This is a genomic window from Paenibacillus sp. FSL H7-0716, assembly GCF_038002705.1.
GTDB lineage: Bacteria > Bacillota > Bacilli > Paenibacillales > Paenibacillaceae > Paenibacillus_AQ > Paenibacillus_AQ odorifer.
In genome coordinates this window covers 455917-473064 of sequence record NZ_JBBODA010000001.1, presented here as the reverse complement: position 1 = coordinate 473064, position 17148 = coordinate 455917, and the positions used below count along the sequence as shown (strand labels likewise).

Annotated in this window: 15 protein-coding genes; 3 read left to right on the top strand and 12 right to left on the bottom strand. The window is 43.4% G+C overall.

The genetic code is table 11. The annotated features are described in order from the left end of the window. Nucleotides 1-2: 2 nt before the first annotated feature. On the bottom strand, nucleotides 3-947 hold the full coding sequence (nikB, locus tag MHH60_RS02125; RefSeq protein WP_239498743.1) for a nickel ABC transporter permease: 945 nt from the start codon (nucleotides 945-947) through the stop codon (nucleotides 3-5). 233 nt (nucleotides 948-1180) lie between these two features. Here nikB and MHH60_RS02120 point away from each other — a divergent pair, with 233 nt between their 5' ends. Continuing rightward, a complete protein-coding gene (locus MHH60_RS02120; protein WP_081388827.1) occupies nucleotides 1181-1855 on the top strand; it encodes a hypothetical protein in 675 nt (224 codons plus the stop codon). Between the two features lie 137 nt (nucleotides 1856-1992). Here MHH60_RS02120 and MHH60_RS02115 read toward each other — a convergent pair whose 3' ends face one another. From MHH60_RS02115 to MHH60_RS02085, 7 genes are all read right to left on the bottom strand, one after another. Continuing rightward, complete coding sequence (locus tag MHH60_RS02115) at nucleotides 1993-5289, bottom strand: chitinase N-terminal domain-containing protein (RefSeq protein WP_076133112.1); 3297 nt, start codon at nucleotides 5287-5289, stop codon at nucleotides 1993-1995. A 352-nt stretch (nucleotides 5290-5641) separates the two neighbouring features. Further along, on the bottom strand, nucleotides 5642-7564 hold the full coding sequence (locus MHH60_RS02110; RefSeq protein ID WP_076133114.1) for an AraC family transcriptional regulator: 1923 nt from the start codon (nucleotides 7562-7564) through the stop codon (nucleotides 5642-5644). A gap of 133 nt (nucleotides 7565-7697) precedes the next feature. Beyond that, nucleotides 7698-8645, bottom strand: a complete 948-nt coding sequence (locus tag MHH60_RS02105; protein ID WP_076133116.1) for an ABC transporter substrate-binding protein — start codon at nucleotides 8643-8645, stop codon at nucleotides 7698-7700. Between the two features lie 25 nt (nucleotides 8646-8670). Further along, a complete protein-coding gene (locus tag MHH60_RS02100) occupies nucleotides 8671-9720 on the bottom strand; it encodes an NAD(P)/FAD-dependent oxidoreductase (protein ID WP_076133118.1) in 1050 nt (349 codons plus the stop codon). A 25-nt stretch (nucleotides 9721-9745) separates the two neighbouring features. Next, nucleotides 9746-11056 carry an NtaA/DmoA family FMN-dependent monooxygenase gene (locus MHH60_RS02095; RefSeq protein WP_076133120.1) on the bottom strand — a complete coding sequence of 437 codons (1311 nt, stop codon included), beginning with the start codon at nucleotides 11054-11056 and terminating at the stop codon, nucleotides 9746-9748. 208 nt (nucleotides 11057-11264) lie between these two features. Then, nucleotides 11265-12062 (bottom strand): AraC family transcriptional regulator, encoded by a 798-nt coding sequence (locus tag MHH60_RS02090; protein ID WP_232061363.1) that lies wholly within the window; start codon nucleotides 12060-12062, stop codon nucleotides 11265-11267. Nucleotides 12063-12104: 42 nt separating this feature from the next. Further along, nucleotides 12105-12530 carry a HesB/IscA family protein gene (locus MHH60_RS02085; protein WP_306081688.1) on the bottom strand — a complete coding sequence of 142 codons (426 nt, stop codon included), beginning with the start codon at nucleotides 12528-12530 and terminating at the stop codon, nucleotides 12105-12107. A 161-nt stretch (nucleotides 12531-12691) separates the two neighbouring features. On the opposite strand from MHH60_RS02085, the gene MHH60_RS02080 reads away from it, so the two are divergent. Next, a complete protein-coding gene (locus MHH60_RS02080) occupies nucleotides 12692-13219 on the top strand; it encodes a DUF1036 domain-containing protein (protein WP_076133123.1) in 528 nt (175 codons plus the stop codon). A 446-nt stretch (nucleotides 13220-13665) separates the two neighbouring features. Further along, nucleotides 13666-14478 (top strand): class I SAM-dependent methyltransferase, encoded by an 813-nt coding sequence (locus MHH60_RS02075; protein WP_076133125.1) that lies wholly within the window; start codon nucleotides 13666-13668, stop codon nucleotides 14476-14478. A 93-nt stretch (nucleotides 14479-14571) separates the two neighbouring features. Here MHH60_RS02075 and MHH60_RS02070 read toward each other — a convergent pair whose 3' ends face one another. The 4 genes from MHH60_RS02070 to MHH60_RS02055 form a co-directional block, all read right to left on the bottom strand. Next, nucleotides 14572-14763: a hypothetical protein gene (locus tag MHH60_RS02070; RefSeq protein WP_076130505.1), complete on the bottom strand. Its 192-nt coding sequence runs from the start codon at nucleotides 14761-14763 to the stop codon at nucleotides 14572-14574. A 128-nt stretch (nucleotides 14764-14891) separates the two neighbouring features. Continuing rightward, nucleotides 14892-15155, bottom strand: coding sequence for a hypothetical protein (locus MHH60_RS02065; protein WP_081388828.1), 264 nt, complete (start codon nucleotides 15153-15155; stop codon nucleotides 14892-14894). A gap of 158 nt (nucleotides 15156-15313) precedes the next feature. Then, nucleotides 15314-15901 carry a DUF1349 domain-containing protein gene (locus MHH60_RS02060; protein ID WP_076133127.1) on the bottom strand — a complete coding sequence of 196 codons (588 nt, stop codon included), beginning with the start codon at nucleotides 15899-15901 and terminating at the stop codon, nucleotides 15314-15316. A gap of 138 nt (nucleotides 15902-16039) precedes the next feature. After that, nucleotides 16040-17050 (bottom strand): phosphotransferase enzyme family protein, encoded by a 1011-nt coding sequence (locus MHH60_RS02055; RefSeq protein WP_076133129.1) that lies wholly within the window; start codon nucleotides 17048-17050, stop codon nucleotides 16040-16042. Between the last annotated feature and the right edge of the window lie 98 nt (nucleotides 17051-17148).

Here is a 17148-nt window from a genome sequence, read left to right as displayed (position 1 = left end):
CGTCACCGCAGCCTGATTCGCGGATCCAGCAGCAGATGTAATAAATCCACTGTCAAGTTAATCAGGACAACGACAACAGCCATCCATAATACGTAACCCTGAATGACAATATAGTCTTTCGCAAAAATCGCCTCAATGGCATACTTACCGATTCCCGGCCAAGAAAATATAGTTTCAACAATAACAGAACCGCCCAATAGCCCCGCTATGTTAACCCCAAGGAGGGTAAGACTCGGAAGAAGTGCATTACGAAGTGCATGCCGAATGATTATTCTCCATTCCTGCAACCCCTTAGCTCTAGCTGCTGTGATATAAGGCTTGCCCAAAACGTCTAGAAGACTGGAACGAATCAAGCGGATGTAGACTCCTGCCATACCAAATCCTAGTGTGAGGGCAGGTAGAATGACACTGGATACCCCATCCATTCCCATCACAGGAAACAACTTAAACTTCACCGCACCATAATAAATCAGGAGCAGACTTAGCCAGTATCCCGGCATTGAAACACTGAGTAGCGCACATACTCTTCCCAGTCGATCAAGTATTCTACCCGGATATAATGCAGATCCAACTCCTATCGGCAGGGCAATAAAAATAGCGGACAATACGGAACAGGTACTGAGCAGTATAGTTGCCGGAAAACGACTCATTAGCTCTGTGAACACTGGACGACCGCTGCTGTAAGATAGGCCTAAATCTAGGTGGGACACCCGGTTTAACCAATGAAAATATTGCTTATGTACAGGACCATCCAGACCAAGTGTATGTCTGGTCGCCTTAATAGCTTCCTGCGTAGGTTTGATGCCGTCAGCACGCAGCATGATCTCCGCTGGATCACCTGGTGTTAAGTGCATCAGCGCAAAGGTAATGCAAGAGATGCCGAGCAGCACGGGGATGAGCTGCAATAAGCGTTGCAACAAGTATCGATTGATGGCATTCAACTCCAAGTTCTTAATCGTAATAATTACGATTATAGCATAATCTTTTTAAATTAATAGTCTTAATTTGATTTATTTCATGTAGGACATAAAAAAATCAACCCCTATTAAATGAGTTGATCTTTAAACATTTGGCCTCTACACAGTCGCAACTTTTTTTCGCAATAATATTGTCAAATCCTTAATAATCATGTCATTATAAGTAGGTTCATATTAAAAATAACTATAAAGGAAGTGTGTATTTGAATCGGTTCAATCTAGTCCTCATCTATGTTTTATCCATCATGATAGCTTTTCTTCTAGGAATTTACGTGGCCCCTAGCGTTGAAACACGCTTGAATGGGCAGACTTTGGCAAGTAATTCCGTTATCGAAGAAATACCGCCTAGTACCGCAGATAAAGCTGCTATTGCTGCTGAATCTAACACTACTGAATCCAATCCTACTGAATCTTCACCTTCCGCGGAAGCCGTTGTCTTGGAAGATATGCCTTCGGACGATGATACCGGTCCCGCCGGTGATGACTCTGTAGAACTGCCAGCAGCAGATACCCCATCCGGGCAAGGGATTGGTGCGCCCTTAGAATTCAAGTATAGTACGAACTCTGCTGATGCTGTTAAGCTTACCTGGGAAGCTGACAACTTAACTGGAAAAAGGATCAATTATTACACAGCCCACATCAGCACGTTTAATCCAGTAGGCGATCCTTCCAATGATCAGCTGAACGGCAAGAGCAGCTTTTCGCTTAAATATGTGGGGCCGGTCGAGCCCAATGATACTTTGTTTATTTTCAGTGATTTTACATATCAGAATACAATACATACGATTATTATTGACCAGCTCACACTTCAATATGATGATGGTACTATCGAGACCTTCGACTATGGTTACGAAACTACCGATGATAGCGGCCTATAATTCATATGGTTTGCAGCCCTGGTGCTAACCAGGGCTTTTTGCGAGGCGCAATTGAGCTAATGGTAATGCAAAAAACGAAGAGCGGCCTGGAATCCGGCGCTCTTCGTTTTTTACTGTTATTGTTACTGCCATTCTGTTTAGCGAATGACCGTTACCTTGATCGTATCACTGGCAGTTACTCCCGCCGCGTTGACCAGTTCCGCCCGATATTCGTACACGCCGGCAGTGCGTCCGCTGATGGTGGTGGCTGCACTTTGTGCCGAAGGCGTATGGGCATTCAGCGGCTGCGAGTCGATGAGCTCTCCGTTTTCATACAGGCGGTATTCTGTAGCGTTAGTCCCCCACCACAGATTCATCGACACCTTATAGGTGCCATCTCCGTCCCAGTTATCTTCGGACAGAATCGGCTTGCCCGGTGCGGAGTCACTTATCGTGACCGTAAGCGGATCGCTCTTGGTCGTGCCATATTTGTTGATTAACTCCGCAGTGTATACATAAGTGCCGTTTACCTTGCCATGAAGATCTGTACTTGCCGTCTGGGCTGCTGGCGATACATCCTTCAGTGTCTTAGAATCAATCAATGTGCCGTTCTCATAGAGTTTGTAGCTCGTGCCGTTATTCCCCCACCATAGGTTCATGGTGACCGTATAGTTACCATCACTAAGTCCATTAGCATAGCTGCTGTTGGAGGAAAGATCAGCTTGTCCTGGCTTACCAGTCGCAATCACTTGGCCGCCAATCACCTGGAACGTATAGCTCTTTTCAGTCGTATTGCCGGCTGCGTCATGTACGATGTATTTCACGGTGTGGGGGCCGGCGCCTAAATCGGCGGCGCTTAGGGTCTGGCCCTCGGCAATCGTTCTCCCATCTAATAGAAGCTGTTTCGAGGTGACACCTGATAATACATCGTCAGCAGTCAATTCAAAGTTAAGCTGTGCTCCTTCTTCTACATCTCTCACCTCATGACCGGATTCTTTCAGTGCGGCAACCGGTGGAGCTGCATCAATATTGAGGTTTAACGTCTTGGGATCTTCCGTTTTGCCTTTTCCCGGCACAGCATGGTATGTCAATGTATGCCGCCCGTCTTCCTTTAGGTCCACAGGTGTACTGTACTCAGCTTCCTTGTTGCCGTTAAGCGAGTAATAAACATTAGCTGTATCTGTATTCGCCTTCAGGGTAACGGTGACCGGCTGATTAAACCAGCCGGAAGTATTTGGCTCGGCAGACAGCGTTGCCGTTGTTACCGGAGCTCCCTCTTCAGCTGCTGCAATGAAGTCATCGAGGCTTCTCGGCTTGAGCTGGTAGATGCCTTTAAAAATTGCGGCAACACCTGTGATATTAAGTTTCTGCCCATCTGTATAAGGGAAGTTATCCTTAGTAATGCCTGTCCGGGCATCCACGCGCACATGATTGCTTGTCCCTTCGGCGTTGACGGCGTCGAATTCAAAGGAGCCGCTTGGCGTAGCGTTGATAATGTTTGCCACTGTTACACCGTTCAGTTGAAGCAATTGGCCTTGGTTGGCATCATTCACCATGCTCGCCGCAATCGGCTGCGGCAGTGCCGCCGTGCCCGTCTTCGCAATTTGCACTGCTTCGGTTAGCTCCAGCTCTGTGTTGTACAATGCGGTGGACGCTGTTACCTTGACCTTATCGCCCACGTGAAAGCCGCTCTGACTCTGGAAGACATAAACCCCACCGGTTCCATCTTGGAGATAGAAGGACTGTCCGCCAAAGATACCCGGCTCGGTCGTCACGGTCCCCTCCACCGTTACCAGTGATCCGGCTGCCTTAGCCCGGGAGTCGCCGATAGAGATTGTAGCCGGAATGGGATCTTCCTCAGCCGGAAGCGGTTCAGCAGGAACATTGCCCAGCGTCACCGATTCAGTCTTGAGGTTTGTACTGTTCTGGCGGAGGCGCAGATTAGATGCAGCTGTGGTGCCCGGCTTGATCTGGATCGTCAGGTCCTTGTAGGCATGACCGTTCAGATCAGCCGTCAGATTGAATGAGGAGCTGTAGCCGTAGCTGCTTGGCCAGGTGCCGTCGCTGTTTTGAATCTTGGCGATTTGGGCGCCGCTGCTTACCTGGTAGACACCTACCTGAAAGCCGGAAACGCTTGTACCTGCTGGAAGATTATCTGCACTCACCCGAATCTGAAAATTCTGTGCATTTGGCAGCACAGCCTGGTGCGTGAAGTTATAAACCGCACTTGCAGTGGCTGCCGGCCCGCCGTAGGAGCCTGCTTTGAAGGTGCTGCGATCATACCATTTGTAGCCAGCATTAGGTTGAGCCCAAGGCTCCGGTTGAGGCTCAGTGGACAGCGCCGGCTCCTCGAATGGCAGCAGGGCTGTCGGCTGATCTAGCGTCAGGCCATTCACCTGGGTGAAATCCGTATAGCTCTCCTGCTCAGCGAGCCAGTTGACGGTGTTAACCAGCAGTGTGGCATCGTCCACTTCCTTGAAGCCATCGTAAGTTGTTTTCTTGGCGCCGGTATCTTCGCGCAGGTATTTCGGTGTTGCATCCTCTACAGGAGATGAGTCACCGATGAAGGCAGCCTTGCCGGCGCCTTTTTTCGCGACTGCCACATAGGGACCTTCTGCCACACCGCCGCCGTTATAGACCCCCTGGTCTACGGCATTGGCCCAGGCAGCATTGGTTTGCGGCAGGTAGACAATACCTTTCGCACGGGCTGGGTCTAGAATGGCCAGCGTGGAACCGGCATGCATAGCAACCGCTGATACGCCCGTTGTAATGCCGAAGGCTTGATTGGGAGCCACGATGTTGGTTGCGTTAATGTCGCCAAGCGCATTGTAGCGGAAACGGACACCGAACTCGTCCGCCAGCCAGTCAGAGCTAACTACACCCTGCATGGCTGCAGAAGCGACCTCATCGGCATTCATGCCTTTGGCTGGGTTGTCCCACGCTCCACGGCGGTAGCCGTTGAAAGCTTCAGAACCATCCCAGCGGTTTTTGTTGCGGTCGGCGTTATAATGGTCGCCGATGAAGAAAATACTGCCGCCATCCTCCACATATTCCGCCATCGCAAGCTGCTCGCTTGCTTTGTAGGGCACGTTGGATTCGGCGACGATGTAGACATCATAACCGGAAAGATCACTCAAAGTAATTGGAGTCGTCTTGCGGAGTTCTTTGACATAATAGCCTTCCTGGGCAAGGGCATTCCCAAAGTCTGAAAAAGCGCCGTCAATCACCCAATCGGCTGCTCCCGCAGTCTGCTCATGGGTGTTGTCAAACAGGATCTTCTGGCCTGCATGCTCATTGACCACTTTGGCCTCAATGTACGGTGCAGGATCGTTTGGTCCTTCTGCGAATACCGCCGAACCGGCTCCGAACGTGAACAGCTGAAGTGGTACGGCCACCGCTACAGCTAGAGTGCTGTTCATCAGCCTCTTTTTCCAAACTGAATTCTTCTCCTTCATACCCTTCCTCCTCAAGATATAGTCCGGTGAGTAATTACCATAAATACCCACCCGCTTGACATCTACTATCCTATCTCAAAACAATTAAAAAAAAGATAGATTTATGTAAACTGCTGTAAAAATTATACTTTTGGCCTATAAAACGGGTCGAATATAGAAAGGGTATTATGAAAAAAGTCACAGTTGCTGAGGCTTATGATGAAGGATTGGACTGTAGGGTAATAGAATAAAAAAAGGCGAAACGGATAAAATGCTCCATTTCGCTCTCTTCCTATGCCGCCGCTGGCAGTTTCTGCTTGTTGTCCTGGTATCAATATTCCAGACACATCAGGGCTTAAGTATATCTATTAAACTATTTACTAGTGCCAAGTAACAAATTCACAATCGTATCAAGCTGAAGCTCTAATGAAAAAGGATCCTCCATTACGAATTCATCATGATAATTATCGCCATACAAATAAACTTTGCCATTTTTCACTGCAGGGATGCCTTTCCATATGTTACTTTCCATTGCTTTATTGGTTGCATCCGCATCGCCATTATATACAAAAACATAATCACCTAAATATTCTGGAAGCACTTCAAGTGAAATGGATTCAAACCCCTCCGCCATATTTTTGGCACTTTCTGTTGGAGGCAGCTTCAGCATATTGTATATAGTGGAAGAACCATAATTTCCTCCCTTTGCCGCTAAGACGTACACGGCTTTTTCTGAAAATGAAACAACCGAAACGGTTTCCCCTTCCTTGATAACCCCAGCAAGTTTCGACTTTGCTTCAGCTACTTTCTGTTCATATTCCGTAATCCATTCTTCTGCTTCTTTTTCTTTTCCGAATATTTTGCTTACACTCCTAAATTTATCAAGCGGCCCTGCTGTTTTTAACCCCCCCCAATAAGGCAGAAAAACAGTGGTCCCAATTTTCTCATATTGTTCTATGTTCTCATCGATCGAACCGATAATTAAGTCCGGATCTAGCATCGTTAATTTTTCCAGATTTAAAGGGAAATCCCCTAAATCCTCAATTTTTTCGACCGTTTCTTTGGGGATGTCTGCTTTTTCCATCCAGCCTTCATCCAGCATAAACGTTCTTGCTCCGATGGGTACAATTCCTAATTTCAATAAATGTCCCATATATTGGTCAGCTGCCACTCTTTTCGGCTCTGCTGGTACTTCCACATCTCCCTTAGGTGTTGATACTATTCGAGTGTTCGTACTTTCTTCTGATGTTGCTTGATTTACGGTTCCATTCCCATTACTTTGTTCCTTCGTAGCAGTACCCGTCCCGCTTGAGCAAGCACCTAATAATAGAGAACCGCAAAGCAGTAAAGCCGCCGTCGTCTGAGAGTGTGTCATTTTAAACATAGGTAATTCCCCTTTTTCCGTATTATGATAATGATTATCATTATTAATATACTGTTGAACGATGGGTTCAAAAATAGAGGATGTGGGGAAGTTTAATGGACTTTCAGCAACTTTAGGCCGCTGTAACTCTCTTGTTCTAAAATGTGCAGGGGATTCACCTTTTCTTTTCTTGAAAATTCGGCTGAAATAATATACGTCTTTATAACCAACGCTTGCTGATATTTCTCCGACCGAAGCATCTGTTGTCATTAAAAGCTCCGTTGCAAGTTCAAGCCGAAACCGAATTAAGTAATCAATCGGGCTCATACCTGTGTACTCTTTAAACAAGGATGACAAATGATAAGCACTGAAATTAAATACTTCCGCAAGCGAATCTAATGTAATGGGCTCCGCATAGTACTCCTGTATATAGGTGATTACTTGGACAGCAACACTGGTCTGTTTCACCTCAGTCTCTTTTCTATGTAATTCATTTAAAACCTGATGAATGAATTGATAAAAAAGTGATTTTACGTTGAGTCTCTCTTCTTGCTCGTTCCATTTTTGATACATCAATTGCATTTTGTTATAAAGTAAAATGGGTGCATCAGGGGAAAAACAATATTGTAGTTGAAACAGATCCTCCTCTTGCATCCATGCACGGTAATAAATGATATAGTAAACAAAATTTTTGCTTGTCGGAACAATATTAAGGGTCGCTCCTTTCCCGCTATGCAGGACATGAAATCCTGTAAAAGAAAATTCAGACTGATCTAACTGAACATGAGCGCTCCCTTGTGCCGAAAGTAAAAATATATTGGCAGGAATCTTATACTTATGAAGAATTTCCCCCTGAACCCTTTCAATACGGCGCACATCCAATAACTTGACCGTCGCTTGGTCCCAAAGCAATATTTGATTGCTTTTGTGCATAATGACTACCCCTCCGTTATCTGTCTAATCCTCATCATAAATGATAACCATTATCAATAACAGTCAAGATATTTAACTTAATAACAAAAATCCGATCGCCCTATAGGGTGCAATCGGATTTTGTAATATAAATTTATTGTTCAGACGCCAATTGCAGAAAATGATCTGCAGCCAAACGGACAGCCAGAATACTTGCGCTATTGAGTGAGTTATCAAAGATAAGTACATGATTGTTTTTCACTGCTTCCAGTGAGTTCCACACGTTCGAAGTTTCCTTGTCCTTGATGGCTGCCTTTGCGATATCCATATCATGCTGGATAATAATATAATCAGGATTCATGCTGTATATCCCCTCCAGAGAAAGTGCCCCTCCCTCTTCAGGATATCCCTTCGGTGGCAACAACCCAAAGCCTACAGTTTGATTGTAGTACATTGTGTTTTTAGAGCCTTGCGCATTGAAATTGGCTTTTCCGTCGACCCGTAGTAAAGCAAAGGTTTTATTCTCAAGACTACTTAACTGTTCTTTTGTTTTTGCAATCATTTCCTGGGTTTCCTTAATGGCTTGTTCCGCTAATGTCTCTTTACCAACAATCTGAGCACACAGCATCGCCGTTTTTTCCCAGGTATCGGTGTAGTCAATTAAGATGACTGGTGCAATCTTATTCAACTCTTCATAATTGCTATCAACAGAACCCTTGAAGGTTACAATCACATCTGGCTTGGCATCCATGATCATTTCCAGATTCGCATTGCTGCTGCCCAAATCAATAATTTCAGCAGTTCCAGCGTAGGGCTGTAACGTAGCAAAATCCTTCATCGCTTCCGCTGCGTTGGTTGATGCGATTGGAGGCGTATCTAGAGCAAAAAAGTAATCTAAATAAAAGGGATGCAAAACCGCTATACGCTCAGGTCGTGTCTTGAGCACCACTCCATTGTCGCTGGCATCCGCAATTGTTCTTGGCCATCCCGCTTCTTCGATCTTGCTGGCTTCCGGTGTAGGCGTGACTGAAGTTTCGGAACATCCAGACAGTAATCCTGCAAGTATAATTAAGGATGCAATCCATCCATATAGTCTTTTCATTTGGCTCCCCCTTGAGTTGTTATCATTACTGTCTGTATAAATGCTTCATTAAATCACGGTTTTTCTGCGTGAACAGGTCATTATGTGAAGACACCATCCCGGATGAATTAGCCTCCGGTGTGATGTATTGTTTGGCTTGGTTTACCGCATTGGCAGCATCCTGGAATGCCCCCGCGATCAGGTGCAATTTCCCATCATGATGTAGAACATCACCTGCCGCATAAATACCCGGCATGGATGTCCCGCTCATTACTGAGCCTGAAATCCGGTGTTCCCACAGATCCATTTTAATTTCACTGTTCACCAGCAGTTCTTTGTCGCGCTCATAACCGTGATTAATGATGACCTCATCGACAGACAGCTCAAATGCCTCTCCGTTGTCATTACTTTTCAGCAGTACAGTCCCTATTCTTTCGTGATCCGGTGTGGCAATCAACTTTTCGATTGAAGTATTTAATAAGCACTCTACGCCATTGTTTGCCAAGCGTGAAATATCTGCTTCGTGCCCCTTTAAGTTCTCTTTCCGGTACGTCAGAAAGACCTTTTTGGCAATCGGAGCCAGTTCATTCGCCCAGTCAACAGCAGAATGACCGCCTCCCGAGATTAGGATAGTCTTCTCTTTAAATCGGGCAAGTGACTTCACCGTATAATGCAAATTTGTGATTTCGAATCTTTCGGCACCCTCGATTTCGAGCTTGATCGGCTTCAGAATGCCTCCTCCAATGGCTAATATGACAGTTTTAGTGAAATGCTTCCGGTTTGCGGCTGTGTGTAAAATAAAGTAACCTGTTTCATCTTGCGAGATGGATGTGACCTTTTCATTAAAGGCAACCTCCGGTTGGAAAGTCATCCCTTGACCAATCATTTGTTCAATAAGCTGCGAGCCAAGAATAGGCTGTAAGCCTCCCACGTCCCAGATCATCTTTTCCGGATAGACATGCACCTTGCCGCCAAGCACAGGTTGGAATTCTATGATTTTGGTTTTCATTTCACGGAGTCCGCTATAAAATGCAGCAAATAATCCAGCCGGACCGCCGCCAATAATCGTAACATCAAACAATTCCTCTTCATGCATCGTTCAATCGCCTCATTTCTCTTTTTTAAATCCCTAAATGCTCACGGAAAGTGCTACCCGTATATTCGCTCCGGAATAAGCCGCTCTTAACCAGCTGCGGTACCAACTTCTCAAAAAATAGCTCCATAGATTGTTCTGAACCGCCTGGCAGGGCGATGAAGCCATCTATAGCTCCCGCTTCAAACCGTTCAATAATATCGTTCAGCACATCCTCGACTGTCCCGACAGATACCCAATGTGCAGATCCGACAACCTCCGGCCTGTCCAAGATTTCTTTCACTGTAGGCTGGGTTTTGATCATATACCGCCGTAACAATTCGGCATGAGTCCGGCTGCGGACGGCCTGACTGGAATCGGGTAACATATCGGCAGTTACTCGCTTATCTAAGGGATAACCGCTTAAATCAAGACCCAGCACCGATTTGAGTGAAGCATGTCTGCGTTCAAGGCTTAAATTCGCATGTGCAGCCTTATGTAATTCAAGTGCTTCTTCGCGTGTATCGGCCAGGAAAAAATATAAGCCCGGCAAAACTTTGATAGCATCCGGAACACGACCCTGCTCAGCCGCTCTTCTTCTCAGATCATTCCTTAGTTCCACTCCCGATTCGATATCCGGCATTGCTGCAAAAATAGCATCAGCTACAGATGAGGCAAAATTCCGTCCAATATCCGAAGAACCAGCTTGGAATAGCGGCGGCGTTCCTGACTTGTGAGCAGGCAAAGTAAGTGGCCCTTTTACACTGAAAAATTCCCCAGAATGATTAATGGCAGTGATTTTATCCTTATCCGAAAACATACCTGACTGACGGTCGATAACAATCGCTTCATTCGGAAAACTCTCCCAAAGCTTGCGTACAACATCCGTGAACTCCATAGCCTTGGCATATCTTTCTTCCGGTGACGGCATAGGTGAGTCGCTGAAATTATCGGCGCCTTCAATAGAAGTGACAATATTCCAGCCGGCGCGTCCATTGCTCAGCCAGTGTAAGGACTGCAGCTGCCTTGCAACAACATACGGCGGATTAAAAGTAGTGGAAATCGTCGTTACCAGGCCGATCCGCTCGGTTTCACGAGCTATCGCTGCAAAAAATAATGCAGGATCTGGGCTGCCGAAATTTGAGGAATCTCCTAACATCTGCGGGCTAACATACAGATAATCAGCCCTGAAAAGAAAATCGAGCTTTGAATTCTCAGCCATTTTTGCCAAATCAATATAGTAATCAATAGTCTCCATCTTCTCTACTCCGCTATCCGGGTGCCGCCAGCCGTCTCCTTTCATCCAGGTTGCATTTAAGGACAGGCCAATACATAATTGTCTTGGTCTTTTTTCTGTCATATCTACCAGCCTTTCATTTATAAATCAATTTACTGATAATGATTCTCAGTTACAAAGGTGAGTTTATCAAAAAATTAAATAAATTCAAATGTACAAATCTCAAATCCAGCATGCATCATTATTTAATCTAAACAAAAAAAGTCTGCACTTCTGGCTTATCACCAGTAGCTGCAGACGTAATTCAAGTACAAGAAGCTCATTATGTACATTATTTATAGGCAGAGGGAGAAACACCGAATTTCTTTTTGAATAATCGGCTGAAATATAGTGGATTGTCATAACCAACACGGTCAGCAATCTCACGGATAGGAAAATTACCTGCTTTGAGTAATTCACAGGCCCGTTCCAAACGATAATTAACGACATAGTCGATTGGTCGTAGTCCCGTATATTTATGAAAGAGGTAAGAGAAGCGGTTGGCACTCATTGCATGCTGTTCCGCTAACTCACCGAGTGTAAGTGAATTCATATAATGAAGTTTAATATACGCAAGGGCTTCGTCTACCATCCTTTGATTCGGAGAACTATCGTTCTCTCTGTAACTGCACGCAATCAGAACCTGGTGCATCAGGCTTAAAAACAACTCCTTGATACGCAGCTTCCCAATCTCACCGGATGGATGGGTATTCTGATGGAGCATAATTAGTAATTCAATAATTTTTAGATTCGCCCCCGGCTCCAGCTTGAAATGAGAGTCAAATTCGTAAATACTATTTTTTTCTTCCGGCATATCCAATTTATAAAAAAGTGAGTAATACTCGAGCTCAGATTGTCCTATAACCTGCGAATCCATCTGCATGCCCGGAGCAGCATGAAAAACTGAGCCTGCCCGTAATTCATATACCGTTCCATTCACACGTATTCTGGCTCCCCCGCGAATGATGAATAGAAATCCATGCTTAACGGTGGTGAATTCACTTAATAAGCTTTTGGGCTGGATGACTAAGCGGCTTCTATTTTCTATTTCATAGACACCTTTAGTAAATGCCTTTGCTAATTTGTCCAAATTTATCAATGTTCTGCACCTGCTTCCAAACCCCATTCATTCTTAAATGGATCCAATGCTTTTTCGGATACTGCAAATGATATCATTCCTCTTCTCTCCTTTCTGCTGATTAATCACATTTTTTATTTCGCCACAGTAATTGGCCATTCTAAAACTGGCTCCGCATCCACATGAAGCTTTTGCATTAGGGTTATTCATAGTGAATCCGCCTACCATTCCACTCTCTTCATAGTCAATTTCAAGACCGTCAATATACGGAATACTATTCGGGTGAACCAATATACTAAAATCTTTTTTATTTAAAATAATATCCTCTTCTGCTTGCTGCTCATCCACGACTAGGGTATAGGATAATCCACTGCATCCCTCTTCATCTACACCCACTCTTAGAAATGGATTTCGGATATTCGCACTTAATAAAATTTCGGCGATTTTATCTGATGCCTTATCACTGACCTCGATGATCATTGTGAACTCCTCCTTCGTTTCGAGAGCTCTCTTCTTAATTTATCTACCCTGGCTCTACACATGAGCAGCCCAATCGATTCGAAATTGTTTTCTTAATGTCCATTCCTTTCTTCTATTAAACTGCATACTTTATTCTATCAAAAAGAAAGGAGCTGAATGCAATGGGACTTAGTTTTCGTAATAGTACCAGTGTAACCATATATGTTGCCTTCGCATATTACTCCTCTGCAAGCTGTAATAAGGGCTCTATCCCCTTAATACCTTGGCCCAGCTGGTATGAAGCGGTTGGTTGGTACACAATTAATCCAGGTCAAACGGTAGAGGTATTGAATGGGGCAGTCAACAATCGTGAGATATATTACTATGCCGAATCTGCAGATAGGCGTCTTGTATGGTCAGGTGTTAACTATCTTACTCTACCGCAAAATGCTTTCAAACTTTGCGGTGGCGCAGGTTACTGTGCTGCTCCGCTTTGTAGAAGGCTTGGATTGAGAAAAATCAGTATTGGTAACTACAGAAATTACACGGTCAATATTGTATCCACTAGTATTCAAAGTCAATCTAAGTTTTCAAATGTCAACACAGCAGTTCCTGGTAAAAGGAAAAATGTTGGCCGGAGTACCTCTCCTATTAAAGGTCTTCGAGTTGTACGGCCTACTGCAGGCAGGAAATCTATCTCGAAACAATAGGCGAAAATTAGAACCAGTCTTGGACTTTCTTATTCAGTCCAAGACTGTGTTGCTGGAAAAAAATGGTGGATTGGAGCCAGGAGATCCCGTTGACCCAAGAACTCCTACATATGGTGATTAAAAGTGATAGAAATCGTCGTTATCAGTCCGATTCGCTTGGTTTTATGGGCTATCCCTGCAAAAACAATACGGAACTGGGCTGCCTAGATTAGAAGAAGCTAGAGGAGTAGATTTGTTTATGTTTATCCTTACTGTTTATTTGAGTAATATTTCACAAATGGGAAATTTAGCGGAAAATTTTGGATAGATACATTCATAGAAAAATGGTAGATTACTCTATGGTTAATCCCTCAGCTTGTTCGTGTTCGATATATGTTATTGGGATTACGCGCAAGCCGGGAGATATGTTTAGGCTTATATAATCTATATTTAGGGCGGGTGTCTGCATGGACAAAAATTCTGGTTATAGAACAAACGTTATAGGCGCTGGTGAGGTTGGCATCGCCATCTCGGTCGATATGGATACGAATACTATTCATGAAACAAACAGCTTATTTTGGGATACGAAAGGAAATGAAGTTTTAGGAGCTACTGCACTCCCTCTTTATGGAGCATTTGTATCGGAAGAACAATGCCAACTTTTTGGTGATGTCTCAGGTAAAAAGGTGCTGGAGATAGGCTGTGGAAGCGGTCAATCTTTGCAATATCTGGGGGAACGCAATGCATCTGAACTATGGGGTACGGATATATCGGAAAACCAAATCGAAAAGACTAGGCAACTTTTGACGGCGCACGGTTTTTCAGCTAAATTGATCTGTTCTCCCATGGAAGAAGAATGTGGCCTGCCAGAGGATTATTTTGACTTTGTTTATTCGGTTTATGCCATAGGCTGGACAACTGACCTTGAGGGTACTTTTAGCCGGATTGCTTCTTATCTTAAAAAAGATGGATCATTTATTTTCAGCTGGTCTCACCCTATACACAAATGTGTTGTTGCAGAAAATGATATGCTTGTTTTTAAAAAATGTTATTTCGATGAATCTTGGTATTCAGTATCTCTTGACGAAAGTACGCTAACTTTATCAGATCGTAAATTATCAACCTATGTGAATGCGCTCTCTAAAGCGGGATTTGTTATTGAGCAAATGATTGAGCAATCTGATGACGAACTTATGCAGTCGCGGGACGATAGAAGCGATTTTGCAAAAAAAGCAAAGATGCTTCCTGTAACTTTTGTAATAAAAGCAAGAAAACTCTAGCATCCGATACTTATTGAACAAATTTATAACATAATAATTATTTTTCTAAGCCGATCCAGAAAAGGATCGGCTTATTTGATAGCTTTTTTAAGATCAATCTTGTCTGTTCTCAACAGATTTCATGCGGTTTTGATCGTCTGGCACTCGGTCATTACTGAATTCCTGGCCTGCTTCTGCTTCACCATGACCGGAAGCACTTCGGGCAAAATTTGTGAACTGCCTCTTCTGCTCATCCAGCTTGTGTTTGCTTTTAAGAAGCTCCTGCGGATCTTGATTTGTCATCATTATCACCTCGCAAAATAAATTCATGCTGTTTATTCGCACTACATAAGTTTTCCATAATAGGGCGGTGCTTATGCAAAATAAAAAAACTCCTGCTCACCATAAGCAGAAGTTTCTAAATGAAGTTCTAGTTAACGAAAAATATCAATTATTTTATGCAAAACAAGGTATTCCAAAACAACAATCCCACCGCAAATGAGTATAAAAAACTGAAGTCTTGCCGTATTCATTCTATCCTTCCAATACTCTCCCCGGAATAATGAAATGATATTAGGTGTAAAAGTATGCCTAATCGATTCGCTATAATCATCATTATCCACGAAGAACACGCGAAATAAAAATTTATATACTGGAATATTTAAGAACAGTAATAAAATGATCATCACAAGACTCAATGTCCTCGCCTCCCAAGATCCAATTATCCTAATTTTACCACATGAATAACTGTAGAAATCGGAAACTGATGACAACTTTATAACCGCTCCATTAAAAAAAAGACCTTCCTTTTAGGAAGGTCCTTTTGAGTTATATTCACTTTCAGCTGCGTAAACGACTATTTATGCTCCAACCACTTACAATCTGTAATTTCCATTTCCGTGAAAACACCTTTAAATGAAGAATTCTCTGGGCTACAAGCATATAAGCCAAAATTTATTTCCTCATTCCCTTCAAACAAATGAAAAATACGCATCTGTTCAAATGTAGTCCCGTCCAAAGAGCTTTCAATACAGAAATCACTTTCACGTCGACTTAGTCTATAATACATAGTTTTAATGTTTGCATCGATATCAGTTGTTGCCCAATCTGAATATCCATGATTTGTAACCACACTTCCAAGTCTTTGGAATTCCTCATTTTCATATTCTACCGATGCCTTGAACCAATTGTCACTGTCCTGATAGATGATTATCCCACACTGCTCGTATCTATTTGCACTATCATAATCTGTTCTTACTATAAAAGAAAAATACTTTTCAGCAGTTTTCATTAACAGTGCAGGTGAATTATCATTTCTAAAACCATAATAGGTTCGTTGCCAAAAATCTGTATTCGGCATCGTTACAAATTCAATCCTGTTTTCTGAAATAGAATAATCATTGATTGGATTTATCCAAAAAAGCTGTTCTTTATCAAAGTTCATTGCTATGCTCCTCACTTTTTATAAAGATTTGTCAACCATTTTCATTTGCCAAGATTCCAAATACAATTTAAATAGTTTTCAGCAGTTCATCCTAATAATACCATTTGAAAAATATAACGCACATCATTTTCTAATCTTTTATAATGAAATATCCAGAGAATTAAATAAAAAGGTTGTCCCGTTCACATAAGCTCTCAAAATCGCTTGAGCATATGGTTGCTCTTCAATCAAACCCTCGGTCTCAAGCGGATTCTCTGCATGAAAGCTATAGGCTTCGATTATCGCCATGACTAAGAAGCACTCTAGCTTCATTATATGTTCATCTTCAAGCTTCCTGATTCTCTGATATCCTTCGACGAAATAAGCTCTTTGTGTTGGGTATAATCCCATAATAGCCTGTGCTATATCATAAAGATGATAGCCGAAGCCACACCTGCCAAAATCGATAGGATACGGTTCATTATCCCGAAAAATGACATTTCCATTATGTAAGTCCCCGTGGATCATCCCATAATTTTGTTCATGTCTTGTGAACCTTTCGAGACATGTTGCCACTTTAGTGGCAGCTATGGAATACAACTTAAAATCCTCATCCGATATGAAATGTTTGCGATGTAGACTTAGGTGATTCCAGTCCCGTTTAAAGCTCAGTGCACCCCAAGAAGGACGAGTAAAACCGCTGGAAGGACTAAAATCAGAGCTGGCCTCATGAAGCTTTGCCATCAATGATCCGGTTTTACGGATGCCTCCCTCCGTTAGTTCACTTTTGTCTACATGCTTTCCCTCGACCCATCTCATTAAGCTCGAATAAAACCGTTGTCCGTCACGCGCCGATGTTTCCGTAATAAAGGCTCCTTCACGATTGATTACAGCTTCGGGCAATATGAGGCCCTTGCTCTTCAAAGCGAACAACCACTCAATTTCTGATATGGTTCCTTCGCGTTGTTTGTTATCCGGGTGAATGCGGAGCAAGAACTGTTCCCCTACATCGCTTACAATACGGAAGGTGACATGTTCGGATATTTGTATGAAGTGAATGGAGTTCCAGTCTATTTCATATTCCTGCAAAGCATGAAACGCCGCTTGCTTTACTTGCCTCAGAGTTCGGTGTCGGTTCTCCTCAGTATTGATCCGAAAGCCATTATTCATTGCTTATCTACTTTGTCTATCATACTTCCATCATTTTAACAGTCTAGACGGATAGCTGTAATGATAAAGAATGAATATGAAAAGAGTTTTCTCTTTTT